This window comes from Sphingomonas sp. (genome assembly GCF_039594485.1).
GTDB lineage: Bacteria > Pseudomonadota > Alphaproteobacteria > Sphingomonadales > Sphingomonadaceae > Sphingomonas.
This window is the reverse complement of record NZ_JBCNNI010000045.1, coordinates 1-16242: the sequence shown is the minus strand read 5'-3', so window position 1 is coordinate 16242 and position 16242 is coordinate 1. Positions and strand designations below refer to the sequence as shown.

The 16242-nt window shown below is 66.9% G+C and carries 19 protein-coding genes and 1 pseudogene; 11 read left to right on the top strand and 9 right to left on the bottom strand.

The window, feature by feature from the left end; all coding sequences use genetic code 11:
• Positions 1-24 precede the first annotated feature (24 nt).
• Genes ABDV78_RS17145 through ABDV78_RS17135 form a run of 3 tightly spaced genes read right to left on the bottom strand, consistent with a single transcriptional unit; the run spans position 25 to position 2517 of the window.
• On the bottom strand, positions 25-1398 hold the full coding sequence (locus tag ABDV78_RS17145) for a phosphomannomutase/phosphoglucomutase (RefSeq protein WP_343528709.1): 1374 nt from the start codon (positions 1396-1398) through the stop codon (positions 25-27).
• Positions 1391-1660 carry a DnaJ domain-containing protein gene (locus ABDV78_RS17140; protein WP_343528708.1) on the bottom strand — a complete coding sequence of 90 codons (270 nt, stop codon included), beginning with the start codon at positions 1658-1660 and terminating at the stop codon, positions 1391-1393. The genes ABDV78_RS17145 and ABDV78_RS17140 overlap by 8 nt, the downstream gene beginning before the upstream one ends.
• Positions 1657-2517: a division plane positioning ATPase MipZ gene (locus tag ABDV78_RS17135; RefSeq protein WP_343528707.1), complete on the bottom strand. Its 861-nt coding sequence runs from the start codon at positions 2515-2517 to the stop codon at positions 1657-1659. Before ABDV78_RS17135 ends, ABDV78_RS17140 begins: the two co-directional genes overlap by 4 nt.
• Positions 2518-2592: 75 nt before the next feature.
• Here ABDV78_RS17135 and panC point away from each other — a divergent pair, with 75 nt between their 5' ends.
• Together panC and ABDV78_RS17125 are read left to right on the top strand one after the other, a co-directional pair.
• Complete coding sequence (gene panC, locus ABDV78_RS17130; RefSeq protein ID WP_343528705.1) at positions 2593-3435, top strand: pantoate--beta-alanine ligase; 843 nt, start codon at positions 2593-2595, stop codon at positions 3433-3435.
• 77 nt (positions 3436-3512) lie between these two features.
• The gene (locus ABDV78_RS17125) at positions 3513-3818 is read left to right on the top strand and encodes a hypothetical protein (protein WP_343528703.1); all 306 of its coding nucleotides are present in this window, start codon (positions 3513-3515) and stop codon (positions 3816-3818) included.
• Positions 3819-4053: 235 nt separating this feature from the next.
• Here the strand turns inward: ABDV78_RS17125 and topA are convergent, their stop codons facing one another.
• Genes topA through plsY form a run of 4 tightly spaced genes read right to left on the bottom strand, consistent with a single transcriptional unit; the run spans position 4054 to position 8936 of the window.
• The gene (topA, locus tag ABDV78_RS17120) at positions 4054-6630 is read right to left on the bottom strand and encodes a type I DNA topoisomerase (RefSeq protein ID WP_343528702.1); all 2577 of its coding nucleotides are present in this window, start codon (positions 6628-6630) and stop codon (positions 4054-4056) included.
• Positions 6631-6650: 20 nt separating this feature from the next.
• Positions 6651-7259, bottom strand: coding sequence for a GNAT family N-acetyltransferase (locus tag ABDV78_RS17115; protein WP_343528700.1), 609 nt, complete (start codon positions 7257-7259; stop codon positions 6651-6653).
• Positions 7256-8335 carry a DNA-processing protein DprA gene (dprA, locus tag ABDV78_RS17110; RefSeq protein ID WP_343528698.1) on the bottom strand — a complete coding sequence of 360 codons (1080 nt, stop codon included), beginning with the start codon at positions 8333-8335 and terminating at the stop codon, positions 7256-7258. Before dprA ends, ABDV78_RS17115 begins: the two co-directional genes overlap by 4 nt.
• Positions 8328-8936: a glycerol-3-phosphate 1-O-acyltransferase PlsY gene (plsY, locus tag ABDV78_RS17105; RefSeq protein ID WP_343528696.1), complete on the bottom strand. Its 609-nt coding sequence runs from the start codon at positions 8934-8936 to the stop codon at positions 8328-8330. Before plsY ends, dprA begins: the two co-directional genes overlap by 8 nt.
• A 102-nt stretch (positions 8937-9038) precedes the next feature.
• Between plsY and murI the strand changes: the two genes are divergently transcribed.
• On the top strand, positions 9039-9836 hold the full coding sequence (gene murI, locus ABDV78_RS17100) for a glutamate racemase (RefSeq protein WP_343528728.1): 798 nt from the start codon (positions 9039-9041) through the stop codon (positions 9834-9836).
• Between the two features lie 183 nt (positions 9837-10019).
• Positions 10020-11261: a 5-aminolevulinate synthase gene (gene hemA / locus ABDV78_RS17095; protein WP_343528695.1), complete on the top strand. Its 1242-nt coding sequence runs from the start codon at positions 10020-10022 to the stop codon at positions 11259-11261.
• A gap of 40 nt (positions 11262-11301) precedes the next feature.
• On the opposite strand, the gene ABDV78_RS17090 is transcribed toward hemA, so the two are convergent.
• Entirely contained in the window at positions 11302-11739 is a 438-nt protein-coding gene (locus tag ABDV78_RS17090; RefSeq protein WP_343528694.1) for a hypothetical protein, read from the bottom strand.
• Between the two features lie 126 nt (positions 11740-11865).
• On the opposite strand from ABDV78_RS17090, the gene rpiB reads away from it, so the two are divergent.
• The 5 genes from rpiB to ABDV78_RS17065 all read left to right on the top strand — a co-directional run bounded on the left by rpiB (position 11866) and on the right by ABDV78_RS17065 (position 15237).
• Positions 11866-12309 carry a ribose 5-phosphate isomerase B gene (gene rpiB / locus ABDV78_RS17085; RefSeq protein ID WP_343528693.1) on the top strand — a complete coding sequence of 148 codons (444 nt, stop codon included), beginning with the start codon at positions 11866-11868 and terminating at the stop codon, positions 12307-12309.
• 36 nt (positions 12310-12345) lie between these two features.
• Positions 12346-13644, top strand: a complete 1299-nt coding sequence (gene glyA / locus ABDV78_RS17080) for a serine hydroxymethyltransferase (RefSeq protein WP_343528692.1) — start codon at positions 12346-12348, stop codon at positions 13642-13644.
• Between the two features lie 11 nt (positions 13645-13655).
• Positions 13656-13847 carry a hypothetical protein gene (locus ABDV78_RS17075; protein ID WP_343528691.1) on the top strand — a complete coding sequence of 64 codons (192 nt, stop codon included), beginning with the start codon at positions 13656-13658 and terminating at the stop codon, positions 13845-13847.
• On the top strand, positions 13848-14315 hold the full coding sequence (nrdR, locus tag ABDV78_RS17070) for a transcriptional regulator NrdR (RefSeq protein ID WP_343528690.1): 468 nt from the start codon (positions 13848-13850) through the stop codon (positions 14313-14315).
• A gap of 196 nt (positions 14316-14511) precedes the next feature.
• Positions 14512-15237, top strand: coding sequence for an RNA methyltransferase (locus tag ABDV78_RS17065; RefSeq protein WP_343528689.1), 726 nt, complete (start codon positions 14512-14514; stop codon positions 15235-15237).
• Between the two features lie 52 nt (positions 15238-15289).
• On the opposite strand, the gene ABDV78_RS17060 is transcribed toward ABDV78_RS17065, so the two are convergent.
• Complete coding sequence (locus ABDV78_RS17060; protein ID WP_343528688.1) at positions 15290-15598, bottom strand: chorismate mutase; 309 nt, start codon at positions 15596-15598, stop codon at positions 15290-15292.
• A gap of 101 nt (positions 15599-15699) precedes the next feature.
• On the opposite strand from ABDV78_RS17060, the gene ABDV78_RS17055 reads away from it, so the two are divergent.
• Positions 15700-15924: a hypothetical protein gene (locus ABDV78_RS17055; protein WP_343528687.1), complete on the top strand. Its 225-nt coding sequence runs from the start codon at positions 15700-15702 to the stop codon at positions 15922-15924.
• Positions 15925-16115: 191 nt separating this feature from the next.
• Positions 16116-16242, top strand: a pseudogene (locus tag ABDV78_RS17050) (30S ribosomal protein S4); the annotation flags it as partial.

The following is a 16242-nucleotide window of genomic DNA, read 5'->3' as shown; positions in this document are numbered from 1 at the left end:
GATGGTTTACCGGGGCGTAAACCTCTAACGCCGCACGCCCTCCGCCGCGAGATAGCGGTCCATCTCCGCCAATACCCGGGCCAGCCCCGCGTCATCCCCCGCCTCGGCACGGACCGTCAGTGCCGCCTGCGTATTGGACGCGCGAAGCAGCCACCAGCCATCGGCGGTCCGCACCCGTACCCCGTCGGTGTCGTTCACCACCGCGCCGTCCCGAACCAGCGCCGCCGCCGTCCGCTCGACGATCGCGAACTTCTCCGCTTCCGCGACCCGGATCCGCGTTTCGGGAATATCGACCATCGCGGGCATGCTCCCGCGCAATTCGGTCATCGAGCGGCCCGCCAGGTGGACCGCGCGGATCAGGCGGATCGCGGCGTAATGCGCGTCGTCGAACCCGTACCATTCGCCCGCGAAGAACATATGGCCCGACATCTCGCCCCCCAGGGGTGAGCCCGTCTCCACCATCTTGGTCTTCATCAGGCTGTGGCCGGTCTTCCACATCACCGGCTGCCCGCCCAGCGCCTCGATATGATCGAACAGGGCCTGGCTGGCCTTCACATCGGCCACGATCGACGCACCCGGATGCTCGGCCAGTGCGGGGGTGGCCAGCAGCATCAATATCTGGTCGCCCCAGATCACGCGGCCCTGCCCGTCGATCGCACCGATCCGGTCGCCATCGCCATCGAAAGCGAATCCGAAATCGAGATGTCTGTCCGCCACGAGGCGCTTCAACGCATCTAGATTGCTCTCGACCGTCGGATCGGGGTGATGATGCGGGAAATGACCGTCCACATCGGTGAACAGCGTATGGTGCTCACCCGGCAGGCGCTGGACCAGCTTCTCGACGACCGGCCCCGCCGCGCCGCTGCCGCAGTCCCAGCCGATCCGATATGCGCCCCCGGCATAGCCCGCGACCAGCCGGTCGACATAGGCGTCGAGAATGTCGAGCGTCTCGACGCTGCCGGATCCTTGCGTCCAGTCGCGCGACGCGGCCATGCGCGCCAGATCCTGCACATCCTCGCCAAAAAAGGGACGATGATGCAGCACCATCTTGAAGCCATTGTCGTCACGGGGGTTGTGGCTGCCCGTTACCTGTACGGCACCATCCACCCCTAGGGTCGCCTCGGCGAAATAGACCATCGGAGTCGGGCCCAGGCCCAGTCGCACCACATCGACGCCGCTGTCGGTCAGCCCCTCGACCAGCGCGGCCTCCAGCGCGGGCGAACTCAGCCGGCCATCGCGGCCCACCGCGACTCGGGCACCCCCGGCCCGGCGGACCCTAGTCGCGAAACCCCGCCCGACCGCATAGGCCGCCCCTTCGTCCAGTGTCATCGGGACCGTGCCGCGCACATCATATTCGCGCAACGCCGTGGGGTGGATCGCGGCCATCCGTTCAGCCATCCCGGCGATCCAGCAACAGGTCGCGCGCGGCGTTCACCCGCCGCGCCAGATCGGCCGAGCCGCCGCGATCAGGGTGGACCTGCGCCACGAGCCGCCGATGCGCCTGGCGAATCGCCTCGGCATCGGCGTCGGGCGGCAGGTCGAGGATCGCCAGCGCCTCCGCCTCGTCACGCGGCAGGCGAGGGGTCGGCTTCGCCTTGGCGGTGCGCGGCAGATAGCGCCACACCAGCCAGATGACCGCCAGCGCGATCAGCCACTTCATGCCATGCCGGGCTGTTGATCGTCGGCCGTGGCCACACTCTCGGCCCCGTTTTCCGTCCCATTCTCGGCCCCATTCTCGGCCCAAGCCTCGGGCAGTTGCAGCGCGGCCATCATCTCGCGCAGTTCCTGGCGCGCGGCGACATGGCCCAGGCCCATCGCGCCGAATTCGCGCGAGTCGATCATGGTCAGGCCGTTGGGGAACATCTCGCGATAGATGACGCGCTCGCCCAGGCCCGGAATGACCCGGAAGCCCACCCGGCGCGATAATTGCAGCAGCGCATCGGACACACGGCGCATGTTACGCGCCTCGATATGCTGAAGCCGGTTGCGCAGCACGACCCAGTCGATGGTCGTCCCGTCGGCGCGGGCACGCTGCTTGCGAGCGTCCCAGATCAGCTCCGAATAGAAGCTGGGGCGCGTCACCTGGAAACTTTCGGGATCGACCTGGCCGATCAGGTCGAAATCGACGAAGCTGTCGTTCATCGGCGTGACCAGCGTGTTGGACAGGGCGGCGGCGGTGCGCGCGAAATGATCGTCGCGGCCCGGCGTGTCGACGATCAGGAAATCGGCATCCTGCGACAGGCGGAACCAGACCTCCTCGAATCCCTCTTCCGTCTGGCTGGTGTGAGTCGCGTGGATCGGCATGGGCAGGGCATTGCCGGTGCGCCTGATCGTCTCGGCGCGATTTTCGAGATATCGGCCGACGGTCCGCTGCCTATGATCCAGATCAAGACAGGCCACCCGCGCGCCCTTGGCGGCCAGGGCAATGGCCACGTGAACCGCCGTCGTCGACTTGCCAGTGCCACCTTTTTCATTGGCAAAGACAATCACGTGGGTTGAAGATAACCGCTCCGGCAACTCGTCGCTTCCTTATTGATCCCCGTTGCCACCCTTCATAGAAGCCCTGAGCGTGGGGAACGAGGGGTAAAATCAGTGCAAGTCATTCGGGATCGCGAAGCCCTGGCCTCGGCGCTTGCCGCCATGCGTGCCGATGGCGCGCGCGTGGCGCTGGTGCCGACCATGGGGGCGCTACATGCGGGCCATATCGCGCTCGTCGAGGCCGCGAAGCGGCCGGGGACGAAGGTCGTCGCGTCCATTTTCGTCAATCCCAAGCAGTTCGGCCCGGGCGAGGACCTGGGGCGTTATCCCCGGCGCGAACAATCGGACCTGCGCATGCTGACCGAGGCGGGATGCGATCTCGTCTGGCTGCCGGGTGTCGAGGCCATGTACCCGGACGGTCACGCCACGACGATCCGGGTCGAAGGCGTCAGCGAAGGCCTGGAGGGCGCGTCGCGTCCCGGCCATTTCGATGGCGTGGCCACCGTCGTCGCCAAGCTGTTCAACCAGATTGGCGCGGATGCGGCCTATTTCGGCGAGAAGGATTTCCAGCAACTGGCGGTGATCCGCCGCATGGTCGCCGATCTGGACTTCCCCATCGAGATCGTCGGCGTGCCGACGCAGCGGGATGATGACGGCCTGGCCCTGTCGTCGCGCAACATCTATCTCGACGAGGAGCAGCGGGCCAAGGCCGTCGCCCTGCCGCGCGCGCTGGGCGTCGCCGCCCGGGCGATCGGGCGGGGCGAGGATGTCGCGACCGTTCTGGCCGATGCGCGGGCCACGCTCGCCGCCGCGGGATTCGAGGTCGACTATGTCGAACTGGCCGATGCCGAGTCCCTGATGCTCGATCCTGCCGCCGATCGGCCCCGCCGATTGCTGGCCGCGGCGCGCATGGGATCGACCCGGCTAATCGATAACATCGCTATCACAGAGGGTTAACGAGTTAACCAATTTGTGACCGTTTTGGCCATACACCTAGGCTCGACACAGCAGTGTTCGAGCAGAGGGGGTCGATCATGGCCAATGGCAGCAAGAGTGCGCAGTTTCTGATGGAAAGTCGGATCGCCGATCAGGTGGCGACCGACGACGGCGCGACCATGTATGATCTGGGCGTGGCCTATTCGACGGGTTCGGGCGGTATGCGCTTCGACCTGATCGAGGCGCACAAATGGTTCAACCTGGCGGCGGTCGCCGGCTTCCTGCCCGCCCAGATCGCCCGTGCCGAGGTCGCGACCGACATGACCGCCCGCGAGATCGCCGAGGCGCAGCGTCAGGCCCGCGCCTTTCTCTACGGCACCATGCCGCAGATGCGCGCGGCCTGAGTTTTTCCGACGACCGGGCGCTGGTCATGTGCCAATGCCGTCGCGTACCAAGAGAATGCGATTGGCTGGATCATTGTGATCTCGGTCGGTCTGATGGTCCGGCGAATGCTCGATTTCGTGCTGCCGCTGAAGATCGAGCGATAATGCCGTTCTGTTCAAGCCACGGCTGATAATAAGTCGCTCGGCAGGTCGATACCCCGCCGAGCGCTCATGATCGTCGCAGCGCGAGTGGGATTCACGCTTCGGTTTTCTTGGTCGCCGCCTTTTTGGCAGGCGCCTTCTTCGCCGCCGATGCTTTGGCGGGCGCCTTCTTGGCCCCCGTCTTGGCTGCGGCCTTCTTCGCCGGTTTCTTGCGCGCCGGAGCCGCCGCTGCCCGCGCGTCGATCAACTGGGCGGCTTCCTCCAGCGTCAACTGGTCCTTGTCGATCGTCTTGGGGATGGTCGCGTTCGTCTCGCCATCGGTGACATAAGGGCCATAGCGCCCTTCCATCAGCTTGATCTCGGCCTCGGTACGCGGATGCTTGCCCAGGACCTTCAATGGTTCGCGCGACGCGGTGCCGCGCGCCGCCCGTCCGCCGCCCGCCGCCGCCTCGGCCAGCTTGACCACGGCGGCGTTCATGCCGGTCTCGAACACATCGGCGGTCGAGGTCAGTCGCGCATATTTGCCGTTATGCGCCAGATAGGGGCCATAGCGGCCGATCGACGCGGTGATCGGCTCGCCCGTTTCGGGGTGGTTGCCGATTATCCGTGGCAGGCTGAGCAGCTTCAGCGCCCATTCCAGGTCGAGATCGACATCCTTGGGAATGGAGGCGCGCTTGGCGTCCTTGCCCTCGCCCAACTGGATATAGGGGCCGAACCGACCCGACTTGCGCTCTACGGCCAAGCCGGTTTCGGGATCGTTGCCCAGCGTCTCCGGCCCCGAATCCTCGCCCGCGCCCTCGCCGCCCTGGGCGAAGCGGCGGGTATATTTGCACTCGGGGTAATTGGAGCAGGCGATGAACGCGCCGAACCGACCGCCGCGCAGCGCAAGCTTGCCCTCGCCGCAGTTCGGGCAGAGCCGAGGGTCGGACCCGTCCGCCTTTTCGGGGAACAGATAGGGCGCCAGGAACTGGTCCAGTTCGGCGGTGATCGCCGAGGGCTGCTGCTCCATCACCTCCGAGGTGCGCGGCTTGAAGTCGCGCCAGAAGGCGTCGAGCACCGCCTGCCACTGGGCGCGGCCGCCGGACACGTCGTCCAGCTCCTCTTCCAGCTCGGCGGTATAGTCATAGCCGACATATTTCTCGAAGAAGCGTTCGAGGAATGCCGTCACCAGCCGCCCGCTCTCCTCGGCGAAGAAGCGGTTCTTCTCGACGCGGACATAGGCCCGGTCCTTCAGCGTCTTGATGATCGAGGCATAGGTGGACGGGCGCCCGATGCCGAGTTCCTCCATCCGCTTGACCAGCGAGGCCTCCGAGAAGCGCGGCGGCGGCTGGGTGAAGTGCTGCTCGGCCTTGACCTCCTTCTTGGCGGGGGCATCGCCCTCGCGCAGGCGGGGGAGGCGGCGCGCCTCTTCGTCCTGGCTGTCGTCCTGGCCCTCTTCATACAGCGCCAGATAGCCGGGGAAGAGCACGACCTGCCCGGTCGCGCGTAGGATATGGCGGCCGGTGCCGTCGGCCATGTCGATGGTGGTGCGCTCCATCCGCGCCGACGCCATCTGCGACGCCAGCGCGCGCTTCCAGATCAGGTCGTAGAGGCGACCATGATCGCCCGAACCCGCACGATCGCGCGAGAAATCGGTGGGGCGGATCGCCTCGTGCGCTTCCTGGGCGTTCTTCGCCTTGGATTGATAATGGCGCGGCTTGTCGGGCACGTAGGACGCGTCATAGCGGTCGGCCACCGCCTTGCGTGCCGCCGAGATGGCCGATCCGTCCATCTGGACGCCATCGGTACGCATGTATGTGATCGCGCCGTCCTCATAGAGCTGCTGCGCGATCCGCATCGTGTGATCGGCCGAAAAGCCCAGCTTGCGCGCGGCCTCCTGTTGCAACGTGGAGGTGGTGAAGGGCGGCGGCGGGTTGCGCGTCGCGGGCTTGGTCTCGACCGACTGGACCTGGAAACGGCCCGCCTCGACATCGGCCTTGGCGCGGGTCGCGTCGCCTTCATTGCCGATCGACAGGCGGTCGAGCTTCCTGCCCTCCCACTGGACCAGACGCGCGACGAAGGGCGTGCCGTCCTGCTCCATATCGGCGGTGACCGACCAATATTCCTGGGGCTTGAACGCCTCGATCTCGCGCTCGCGGCCGACGATCAGGCGCAGCGCCACCGACTGGACGCGGCCCGCCGACTTGGCACCGGGCAGCTTGCGCCACAGTACCGGTGACAGGGTGAAGCCCACCAGATAGTCGAGCGCGCGGCGCGCCCGGTACGCGTCGATCAGGTCGGTATCCAGCTCGCGCGGATTCTGCATCGCGTGCAGGATGGCGGGCTTGGTGATCGCGTTGAAGGTGACGCGCTCCACCTTGTCGGGCAGCGCCTTGCGGTTCTTCAGCACCTCCTGCACGTGCCAGGAAATCGCCTCGCCCTCGCGATCAGGGTCGGTGGCCAGGATCAGGCGGTCGGCCTTTTTGGCCTCGTCGGCGATCGCCTTGAGCTGGCGCGCCTTGTCCGCGTAATTTTCCCACTCCATCGCGAAATTCTGGTCCGGGTCGACCGAGCCGTCCTTGGGCGGCAGGTCGCGGACGTGACCATAGCTCGCCAGGACGCGATAGTCCGAACCCAGATATTTCTCGATGGTCTTCGCCTTGGCGGGCGATTCGACGATGACAAGCTGCATGAGTGGTAAGCTTACGTCCCTTACGTGTGTACGCGAGGATGGGGAGGGGGCGGGGGGCCGTCAAGCGGGGTTAACCGCCGGTCCGGCTGGGTTTGTTCCATCGATGTTCGAACCTCCCGGACAAAGCGCAGCGCCGCCCCTCGATAGTCCGGCGCGTCATGGAGGCGATAACCCAGCCTTTCCGCCAATCGGATCGAACCGTGATTGGCGGTGGAGATGATGCACTGCGTCGCCGGGGGCGCATGGCTTTCCTCCATCCAGCGATGCGCGGCGGCGGCGGCCTCGAACGCATAGCCTTTGCCGTGCGCGGCGCTGGTGAACACCCAGGCCGCTTCGGGCAGGGAGGATGCCAGCTTCGGCGTGACCTCGCGGCGATACTCCATGAAGCCGGTTTCGCCGAGGAACAGGCCGCTCGTTCGATCGAGCACCGCGAACAGCCCGTGGCCGAATACGGACCAATGGCCGATGAAGCGCAGCAATCGCATCCAGGCTTCCTCGCCCGTCATCGGTCGCCCGGCATGGCGGACCACCACCGGATCGGCGACCATGGCGGCATAGGCGTCGAAATCGCCGACCTCATAGGGGCGCAGCGTCAGGCGATCGGTGTGGATCACGGGCGCGTCGGTCATGCCAGCGCCACCCGGCCTCCCGCATGGCGCTCGAGCCGACCGGCGAGTTCCAGTTCCAGGAGAATCGTCTGGACGATGGCGGGCGGGCGGCCGCTCTGGCGGATGAGTTCATCGACCGTGACCGCCACCGGGCCCAGCAGGTCGCCGACTCGCCGCCGGTCCGCGTCGCTCGCCTCTTCGGGCGGCGGGGGCGTGTAGGTGCTGATGGGCGCGCGGACCATGCGCGGGTCGATCGGGCGAATCTGTTCGAGGATGTCGCCCGCCGACTGGATCAGCGTTGCACCCTCACGGATCAGCATGTTGCACCCTTGCGCGCGCGGGTCGGCGGGGTGGCCGGGCACCGCCATCACCTCGCGGCCCGCCTCCCCCGCCAGCCGCGCGGTGATCAGCGAGCCGGAACGGGGCGCGGCCTCCACCACCACCGTCCCCTGCGCCAGCCCGGCAATGATCCGGTTGCGCGAGGGGAAGTGGCGGGCCAGCGGTTGCGTGCCCGGCGGCTGTTCGGCGATCAGCAGGCCGCGGGTCGCCACTTCTTCCTGCAATCGCGCATTTTCGGGCGGGAAGGCGATGTCGATGCCGCTGGCGATGACGCCGATCGTCCCGCCGTCCAGCGCGCCAATATGCGCCGCCGCGTCGATGCCGCGCGCCAGCCCCGACGTCACCGGCACCCGGTGGCCCGCCAGATCCTGCGCGAGGCCCCGCGCGAAGCGGCACGACGCGGCGGAGGCGTTGCGCGCGCCGACCAGCGCGACGCCGCCGCGATGCGCCAGCGCCATGTCGCCGCGCACGATCAGCGCGGGCGGCGCGGTGTCGAGTTGGGCGAGCAGCGCGGGATACTCCGCCTCGCCCAGCATCACATGTCGCGCGCCCAGCCGCCCGACCGTCTCGACCTCGCGGGCGATCAGGGCGGGATCGGCGGCGCGGGCTGCATCGCCGCCGCCGCGCCGGGCCAGCATCGGCACCGCTTCCAGCGCGGCCTCCGCCTCGCCGAAGCGCGCCATCAATTGTCGCCAGGTGACGGGACCGATGCCATGCGTCCGCAACAGCCGGAGCTGTGCGAACCGGGCGTCAGTCACGGGTCTTGCCGCCGATCCGGGGCTCGGTCCCCGCCAGCAGTCGTTCGATATTGGCACCGTGCTTCCAGACGACGATCAGCGCCAGCGCGATCAGCAGCAGCACCAGGTCGAACCGGCCCAGCACCGCCGCCGCCAGCGGCGCGCTGATCGCCGCGGTCATGCCCGCCACCGCCGAGATGCGGAGCGTCGCGAGCAATCCCAGCCAGACGATCGCATAGACCAGGCCCAGCGGCCAGTAGAGCGCACTGACCACGCCCATCAGCGTGGCGACGCCCTTGCCCCCCCGGAACTTCAGCCAGACGGGATAGCAATGCCCGATGAACGCGGCCGCCGCCGCCAGTACTTCCTCGCCGGGCAGCCAGTGGCGGACCAGCAAAACGGCGGCGACGCCCTTTAGCAGATCGAGGATCAGCGTTGCGGCGGCCAGTCCCTTGCGACCCGTGCGCAACACATTGGTCGCGCCGATATTGCCCGACCCGATACTGCGCAGATCGCCCGCGCCGCCCAGGCGCGTCAGGATGATGCCGAAGGGAATCGACCCCAGCAGATAGCCGATCAGCAAGGCCCAGCTTGGCGGCCCCCAGATGATTTCGGTCGGCAATAGTCTTCCCCTGTTCTCCGGGACAGACATAGAACATTGGATATGGCCTGTCCAACCGGCGGCGCTCTGGTTTCGCTGGCTCCTGCGGCCTATGACGCGGCGATGAGCGATGCGCGTCCCATCCTGATCTTTGATTCCGGTGTCGGCGGACTGTCGATCGCGGGCCCCGCGCGCGCCGCCCTGCCGCACGCGCCCTTTGTCTATGTCGCGGACAGCGCGGGCTTCCCTTATGGCGAAAAGACCGAGGCGGAGATCGCCGGACGCGTACCCGCCCTGCTCGGTCGGCTGGCGGAGCGCTATCGGCCCCGGCTGATCGTCATCGCGTGCAACACCGCCTCTACCATCGCGCTGCCCGCCGTTCGTGCGGCGCTCGACCTGTCGGTGGTCGGCACGGTTCCAGCGATCAAGCCGGCGGCGGCGATGAGCGTCACCCGGACGATCGGCGTGCTCGGCACGCGGGCGACGGTGCGCCAAGCCTATGTCGACGATCTCGCGACGCGCTTCGCGGGGGATTGCCGGGTGATCCGCCACGGCTCGGCACCGCTGGTCGAACTGGCCGAGGCGAAGCTGCGGGGCGAGGCCCTGTCCGCCGAAGCCTTCGCGGCGGTGCTGGACGGGCTGTTCGGGCAGGAGGGGGGCGAGGCGATCGATGTGATCGTCAACGCCTGCACCCATTTCCCGCTGGTCGAGGCGGAACTGGCGGCGGCGGCGCCGCATCCCGTGCGCTTCGTCGATGGCGGGCCGGGAATCGCCCGGCGGATCGCGTTCCTGACCGAGGGACAGGACTGGCCCGCCGATCCGGGGGAGGGGGTGGCGGTGTTCACCCGGCTCGGCCCGCGCGAGCAGGCGCTGGCGCCGGGGCTGGCGGCACGGGGTTTCACGCAGATCGAATCGCTGTGATTCGCTGCACCTGCCGTTCGCTCGACCCGAATGGCGGGCACGGGATCGGGGCCGGTGCCCGATTGCGAACGATCCGCATCGGGAACCGATCGATCCGTGGGACAATATGTCCACCATGATCGATCACAGTAACCGACGTTCTCGACTCGATTCATGTACGGGTTCGTCGTACATTCGGTTCCCATGAGCATCGACGGTACGGACGCGCGCGTGGATTATTCCCGCGTCTTCACCCAGGCGATAGATCGCCTGCACGCCGAGGGACGTTACCGCGTCTTCATCGACATCCTGCGCAACAAGGGCATGTTCCCCAATGCCCGCTGCTTTGCCGGGCATAACGGACCCAAGCCGATCACGGTCTGGTGCTCCAACGACTATCTGGCGATGGGGCAGCATCCCAAGGTCATCGCTGCGATGGAGGAGGCGCTCCACGATGTCGGCGCCGGTTCGGGCGGCACGCGCAACATTGGCGGCAACACCCATTATCATGTCGACCTGGAAGGCGAACTCGCCGACCTGCACGGCAAGGAGGCGGCGTTGCTGTTCACCAGCGGCTATGTCTCCAACGAGGCGACGCTGGCGACGCTCGCCAAGATCCTGCCGGGCTGCGTGATCTTCTCGGACGAACTCAACCATGCCTCGATGATCGCGGGGATTCGCAATTCGGGCTGCGAGAAGAAGGTCTTCCGTCACAACGACCTCGCGCATCTGGAGGAGCTGCTGGCGGAGGCGGACCCGGGCGTGCCCAAGCTGATCGCGTTCGAGAGCGTCTATTCGATGGAGGGCGATGTCGCCCCCATCGCCGCGATCTGCGACCTCGCCGACAAATATAATGCGCTGACCTATCTCGACGAGGTGCATGCGGTCGGGATGTACGGTGCGCGCGGCGGCGGCATTTCGGAGCGCGACGGCGTCGCCCACCGGCTGACCGTGATCGAGGGGACGCTGGGCAAGGCGTTCGGCGTGATGGGCGGCTATATCGCGGCCGACCGGATGATCGTGGACGTGATCCGCTCCTATGCGCCGGGGTTCATCTTCACCACCTCGCTGTCGCCGGTGCTGGTCGCGGGCGTGCTGGCGAGCGTGCGGCACCTCAAGCAAAGCTCGGTCGAGCGTGAAGGGCAACAGGCCGCCGCCGCCAAGCTGAGGGCGATGATGCGCGGGGCGGGTCTGCCCGTGATGCTGGGCGAGACGCATATCGTGCCGGTGATGGTCGGCGATCCGGTCAAGGCCAAGAAGATCAGCGACATCCTGCTCGCCGAATATGGCGTCTATGTGCAGCCGATCAATTACCCGACCGTCCCGCGCGGCACCGAACGCCTGCGCTTCACCCCCGGCCCCGCGCATGACGAAGCCATGATGGCGGAGCTGGTTTCGGCACTGGTCGAAATCTGGGAGCGGCTCGACCTTCGGATGGCGGCGTAAGGGGAACTCCCTTCCTCCCCGTCCCAGGGGAGGAGCAGGGTCATGTCCTGCAATAGCCCTCGCCGGTCTTGACCGTCAGGCACCGGGTCTTGCCCGCGAGATATTTCAACCCCGTCGCATCGCCATCGGTCGGGCGCAGCGTCTCGCGCACGCCATTGCGCTCGAATACGATCGAGTCGCCCACGGCATCGCCCTTGAACTCGCCCTTATGGTCGAGATCCCATTGCATTTCGAGGCGATAGCGGCCCGGCACCGCGCTGTGCTTCACGTCGAGATACATGCCCTCCACCCCGATCCAGCGCCCGACATAATCGGGGGCCTTGGCCTTGGGCACGCCGGTAAAGGTCGCCCCGTCGCCCGCCGGACCCGCGGTGGCGGCCGCACTGGGGCGACCGACTGCGGCCGCGCTGTTGTTCGCCACCTCGGGCGTTTCGCGCGAACAGGCGGAGAGGGTGGCGAGGGCAGTGAGGATCATCATGCGCGTCATGCTGCGCAGAACCGGCCGGGCCGGGCAGATGTTCCCTCTCCAAGGGGTAGCCATTGGGCCCGTGCGCGCGTAAAGGCGCACCCATTCCATCCCTACCCTGTCAGGAGCGCCCGTCCCATGCGCATCGCGATCGCATCCGATCATGCCGCCGTCTCGCTGAAGACCGTGCTGGCGGAATGGCTGCGCGGTGAGGGGCATGAGGTGCTGGACCTCGGCACCGACGGCACGGCGAGCGTCGATTATCCCGATTTCGGTCGCGCGGTGGCCGAGGCGCTGGCCGATGGTCGCGCCGAGCGCGGCGTGGCCCTGTGCGGTTCGGGCATCGGCATTTCGATCGCGGCGAACCGCAATCCCGCCTGTCGCTGCGCGCTCGTCTCCGAGCCGTTGTCGGCCACGCTCGCCCGCCAGCATAACGACGCCAACGCCATCGCCATGGGCGCGCGCGTCATCGGCGAGGAAATGGCCAAGGCCTGCCTCCAAGCCTTCCTGTCCACCCCGTTCGAGGGCGGGCGTCATCAGCGTCGCGTCGACATGCTGTCCGCCTCGCCCGCCCAGAATTGAACGCCCCCGAACTGAACGCCCAAGGATATCGCCCTCATGAGCACGCTTAACGACGTCCAGCCCGCCGGTTTCTTCACCCGCACCCTGGCCGATGCCGACCCCGCCGTCTTTGCCGGTGTGTCGCACGAACTGGAGCGCGAGCAGACCCAGATCGAGCTGATCGCGTCCGAAAACATCGTCTCCAAGGCGGTGATGGAGGCGCAAGGCTCGGTCTTCACCAACAAGTACGCCGAAGGCTATCCGGGCAAGCGCTATTATCAGGGCTGTGCGCCGTCGGACGAGGTCGAGCAACTCGCGATCGACCGCGCCAAGCAGATTTTCGGCTGTGGTTTCGCCAATGTCCAGCCTCACTCGGGTGCGCAGGCGAATGGCGCGGTGATGCTCGCGCTGGCCAAGCCGGGCGATACCGTGATGGGCCTGTCGCTCGATGCCGGCGGCCACCTGACCCACGGCGCCAAGGCGGCGCTGTCGGGCAAGTGGTTCAACGCGGTCCAGTACGGCGTCGACCCCGAGACGCATCTGATCGACTATGACCAGGTCGCGCGCCTGGCCCGCGAAAGCCAGCCCAAGATCATCATCGCGGGCGGATCAGCCTATCCCCGCGTCATCGACTTCGCCAAGTTCCGCGCCATCGCAGACGAGGTCGGGGCCTATTTCATGGTCGACATGGCGCATTTCGCTGGGATCGTCGCGGGCGGCCTGCACCCGACCCCGTTCGGCCACGCGCATGTCGTGACCACCACCACGCACAAGACGCTGCGTGGGCCCCGTGGCGGGATGATCATGACCGATGACGAGGCGATCGCGAAGAAGATCAACTCGGCGGTCTTCCCGGGGCTTCAGGGTGGCCCGCTGATGCACGTCATCGCCGCCAAGGCGGTCGCGTTCGGCGAGGCGCTCCAGCCGGAGTTTAAGACCTATATCGCCGCCGTGGTCGAGAATGCCCGCACGCTGGCGAACACGCTGAAGTCGCGCGGTGCGAACCTGGTTGCGGGCGGCACCGACACGCATCTGGCGCTGGTCGACCTGACCCCGCTCGGCATCACCGGCCGCGACGCCGACGAGGCGCTGGAGCGCGCGGGCATCACCTGCAACAAGAACGGCATTCCCAACGATCCGCTGCCCCCGATGAAGACCAGCGGCATCCGCGTCGGCTCGCCCGCCGGGACCACGCGCGGCTTCGGCACGGCGGAGTTCGAGCTGATCGGCCATATGGTCGCCGATGTGCTTGACGGTCTGAAGGCCAAGGGCGAGCATGGGGACCCCGAAGTCGAGGCAAACGTTCGGACCCGTGTGCGTGAGCTTTGCGCACGCTTTCCGATCTATCAGGGATAAGGACGTTTCGAATGGCCAAGATCGAAGAGAAGATTTCCGCGGTCCAGAATGACATCAAGTCGACCCCTGGCCTGGGCAAGAGCATGGCCAAATGGGGTGCTCTGGGCGCGGTGGTCGCCATCCCGGTGCCGTTCGTCGGCCCGATCTTTGGCGCGGCGGCAGGTGCCGGCTACGCCTATTTCAAGGCAAAGAAGAAGGCCTGAATGCGCTGCCCCTTTTGTGGCCATGAAGACAGTCAGGTAAAGGACAGCCGCCCCACCGAAGATGGGGCGGCGATCCGTCGTCGTCGCCAGTGCGAGGGCTGCGGTGCGCGCTTCACCACCTTCGAGCGCATCCAGTTGCGCGAACTCTTCGTGTTGAAGAGCGAGGACCGGCGCGAACCGTTCGACCGCGACAAACTGCTGCGGTCCATCTCCATCGCGACGCGCAAGCGCCCGATCGATCCGGTGCGGGTGGAAAAGCTCGTGTCCGGCATCCAGCGCCAGTTGGAAACAAGCGGCGAGGGCGAGGTATCGTCCAAGCGGATCGGCGAGATGGTGATGGAAGGGCTGAAGGGGCTCGATTCGGTGGCCTATATCCGCTTCGCCAGCGTGTACCGCGAGTTTGGCGAGGCCAAGGATTTCGAGGCGTTCGCGGGGACGGTGGAAGAGGTGGCGCCGAAGGGGGAATAGGGTTTGGCGTGAGTGTGGGGCGTCGTCGGGCCGGAGGGGGCGCCTTTGCAGCGGCCATACCCAAACCAGTTTTGTCTGGTCCTGGACCTGGAAGACCGCATTGATCGCATCGGACTGGACGACGCTCAAAGAAGCCGCGATACCGCGCGCGGAACGTGCCCTTCGACTTTGCTCGGGGCGAACGGAAGATTGAGTTTTGTCTGATACCCAGCCCCCCGTCATTGTCCTGGTCCGACCGCAGCTCGGCGAGAATATCGGCAAGGCCGCACGCGCCATGCTCAATTTCGGGTTGGTCGAGATGCGGCTCGTCACGCCGCGCGACGGCTGGCCCAATCCGCAGGCGGGACCGGCCGCATCGGGTGCGGACATCGTTCTGGAACAGGCGAAGGTCTATGAAAGCGTCGCCGATGCGGTCGCGGACTGTGCGCAGGTCTATGCGACCACGGTTCGCAAGCGTGGCGTGACCAAGCCCGTCGTGACGCCCGAGGAGGCCGCGCGCGAAATCCATGCCGATAGCACCGGCCGGGCGGCATTCCTGTTCGGGCCGGAGCGCTCGGGGCTGGAAACCGACGACGTGGCGATTGCCCGCAAGATCGTGACGGTACCGATCAACCCCGAATTCGGCAGCCTCAACCTGGCCCAGGCGGTGATCCTGATCGCCTATGAATGGTCGAAGGGGGTTTCGCTGGCCCAGCCGCCGGAAACCGAACTGCCTGCCGTGGCGCCGCAGGGGGAACTGGACGGGATGATCGACCAGTTGGAGGAGATGCTGGACGGCGCCGGCTATTTCTTCCCGCCCGACCGCACGCCCGCGACCAAGCGGACGCTGCGCACCCTGCTGACCAAGCCCGGCTGGTCGAGCCAGGAAATCCGCACCCTTCGCGGCGTGCTGTCGACGCTGGCAAGGCCGCGCGCGCGGTAAGGGAGGCATCCCCAACCTCCGTTCAGAAGGAACGGAGGTTGGGAAAAGGGACTCACCCCCGCGTCCGGTCGAACGCCGCCAGTTCATGGGCGATCGATCCTTCGACCAGCGTTTCCCACATCTCTGCCACGACCGCGTCGGGCACGCCCAGCCGTCTGGCCTCCGCGCGGGCCTGTTCGATGACCTGCGTCTTGCGGTCCTCGTCGCGGACCCGGTCACGGGTCGGCTTGATGCGGGCGGCGGCGTCCATATAGGCGAAGCGGCGGGCGAGCAGCGCCACCAGTTCGCGGTCGAGCTGGTCGACGCCCGCGCGGACCTCCGCCATGGTCGTGCAATCGGGGCCGGCAAGAATCTGGGTCATGGCAGGGCTCTGCCGGGCAGTGCGCGCGCTGTCCAGCCTGGCTTGCGACGGGGCTTTGGCGCCTGATAGGAATGCAGCATTTCGATGGGAGATGGGGTTCGATGCTGACCACTTTGCTGCTGCTGGCGTTGATCGGGCAACAGGCCGAACCGGCCGCACCGCCGGTCAAGGAAAAGAAGATATGCCGTGTCGAGGAGAAGACGGGTTCGCGGCTGGGCGCCAAGCGGATCTGCCGGACCCAGGCGGAGTGGGATGCGATCGCCGCGGACGCGCGCAAGGACACCGACGACGCCAGCGCCCGCCTGCGTTCGGTCAACGGCAGCTGATCCGCTTCGCTCCCCTTGGGGGAAAGCCGGTCGCCGGAGTCGTCCTTGACTCCGGCGCGTGCGTCCGTTAGGCGCGCCCCTTCGCAATTGCCCCCGCATCCCGGTGAAGCGGTGGGCCTGCGCTTGTCCCGCAAAGACTGGCATGGTGCGATACCGGGACCAACGTCGTTCGTAATTGCCAAGGAATACACATGTCGAAGCGTCAGAGCGCGAAGTACAAGCTCGATCGCCGTATGGGCGAGAACATCTGGGGCCGCCCCAAGAGCCCCGTCAACAAGCGTGAATATGGCCCCGGCCAGCACGGTCAGCGTCGCAAGG

Coding starts and splice junctions, on each gene's coding strand:
- ABDV78_RS17145 (WP_343528709.1), bottom strand. CDS start 1,398: ATGGCTGAACGGATGGCCGCGATCCACCCCACGGCGTTGCGCGAATAT.
- ABDV78_RS17140 (WP_343528708.1), bottom strand. CDS start 1,660: ATGAAGTGGCTGATCGCGCTGGCGGTCATCTGGCTGGTGTGGCGCTAT.
- ABDV78_RS17125 (WP_343528703.1), top strand. CDS start 3,513: ATGGCCAATGGCAGCAAGAGTGCGCAGTTTCTGATGGAAAGTCGGATC.
- topA (WP_343528702.1), bottom strand. CDS start 6,630: ATGCAGCTTGTCATCGTCGAATCGCCCGCCAAGGCGAAGACCATCGAG.
- ABDV78_RS17115 (WP_343528700.1), bottom strand. CDS start 7,259: ATGACCGACGCGCCCGTGATCCACACCGATCGCCTGACGCTGCGCCCC.
- murI (WP_343528728.1), top strand. CDS start 9,039: ATGAGCGATGCGCGTCCCATCCTGATCTTTGATTCCGGTGTCGGCGGA.
- hemA (WP_343528695.1), top strand. CDS start 10,020: ATGAGCATCGACGGTACGGACGCGCGCGTGGATTATTCCCGCGTCTTC.
- ABDV78_RS17090 (WP_343528694.1), bottom strand. CDS start 11,739: ATGATGATCCTCACTGCCCTCGCCACCCTCTCCGCCTGTTCGCGCGAA.
- rpiB (WP_343528693.1), top strand. CDS start 11,866: ATGCGCATCGCGATCGCATCCGATCATGCCGCCGTCTCGCTGAAGACC.
- glyA (WP_343528692.1), top strand. CDS start 12,346: ATGAGCACGCTTAACGACGTCCAGCCCGCCGGTTTCTTCACCCGCACC.
- ABDV78_RS17075 (WP_343528691.1), top strand. CDS start 13,656: ATGGCCAAGATCGAAGAGAAGATTTCCGCGGTCCAGAATGACATCAAG.
- nrdR (WP_343528690.1), top strand. CDS start 13,848: ATGCGCTGCCCCTTTTGTGGCCATGAAGACAGTCAGGTAAAGGACAGC.
- ABDV78_RS17060 (WP_343528688.1), bottom strand. CDS start 15,598: ATGACCCAGATTCTTGCCGGCCCCGATTGCACGACCATGGCGGAGGTC.
- ABDV78_RS17055 (WP_343528687.1), top strand. CDS start 15,700: ATGCTGACCACTTTGCTGCTGCTGGCGTTGATCGGGCAACAGGCCGAA.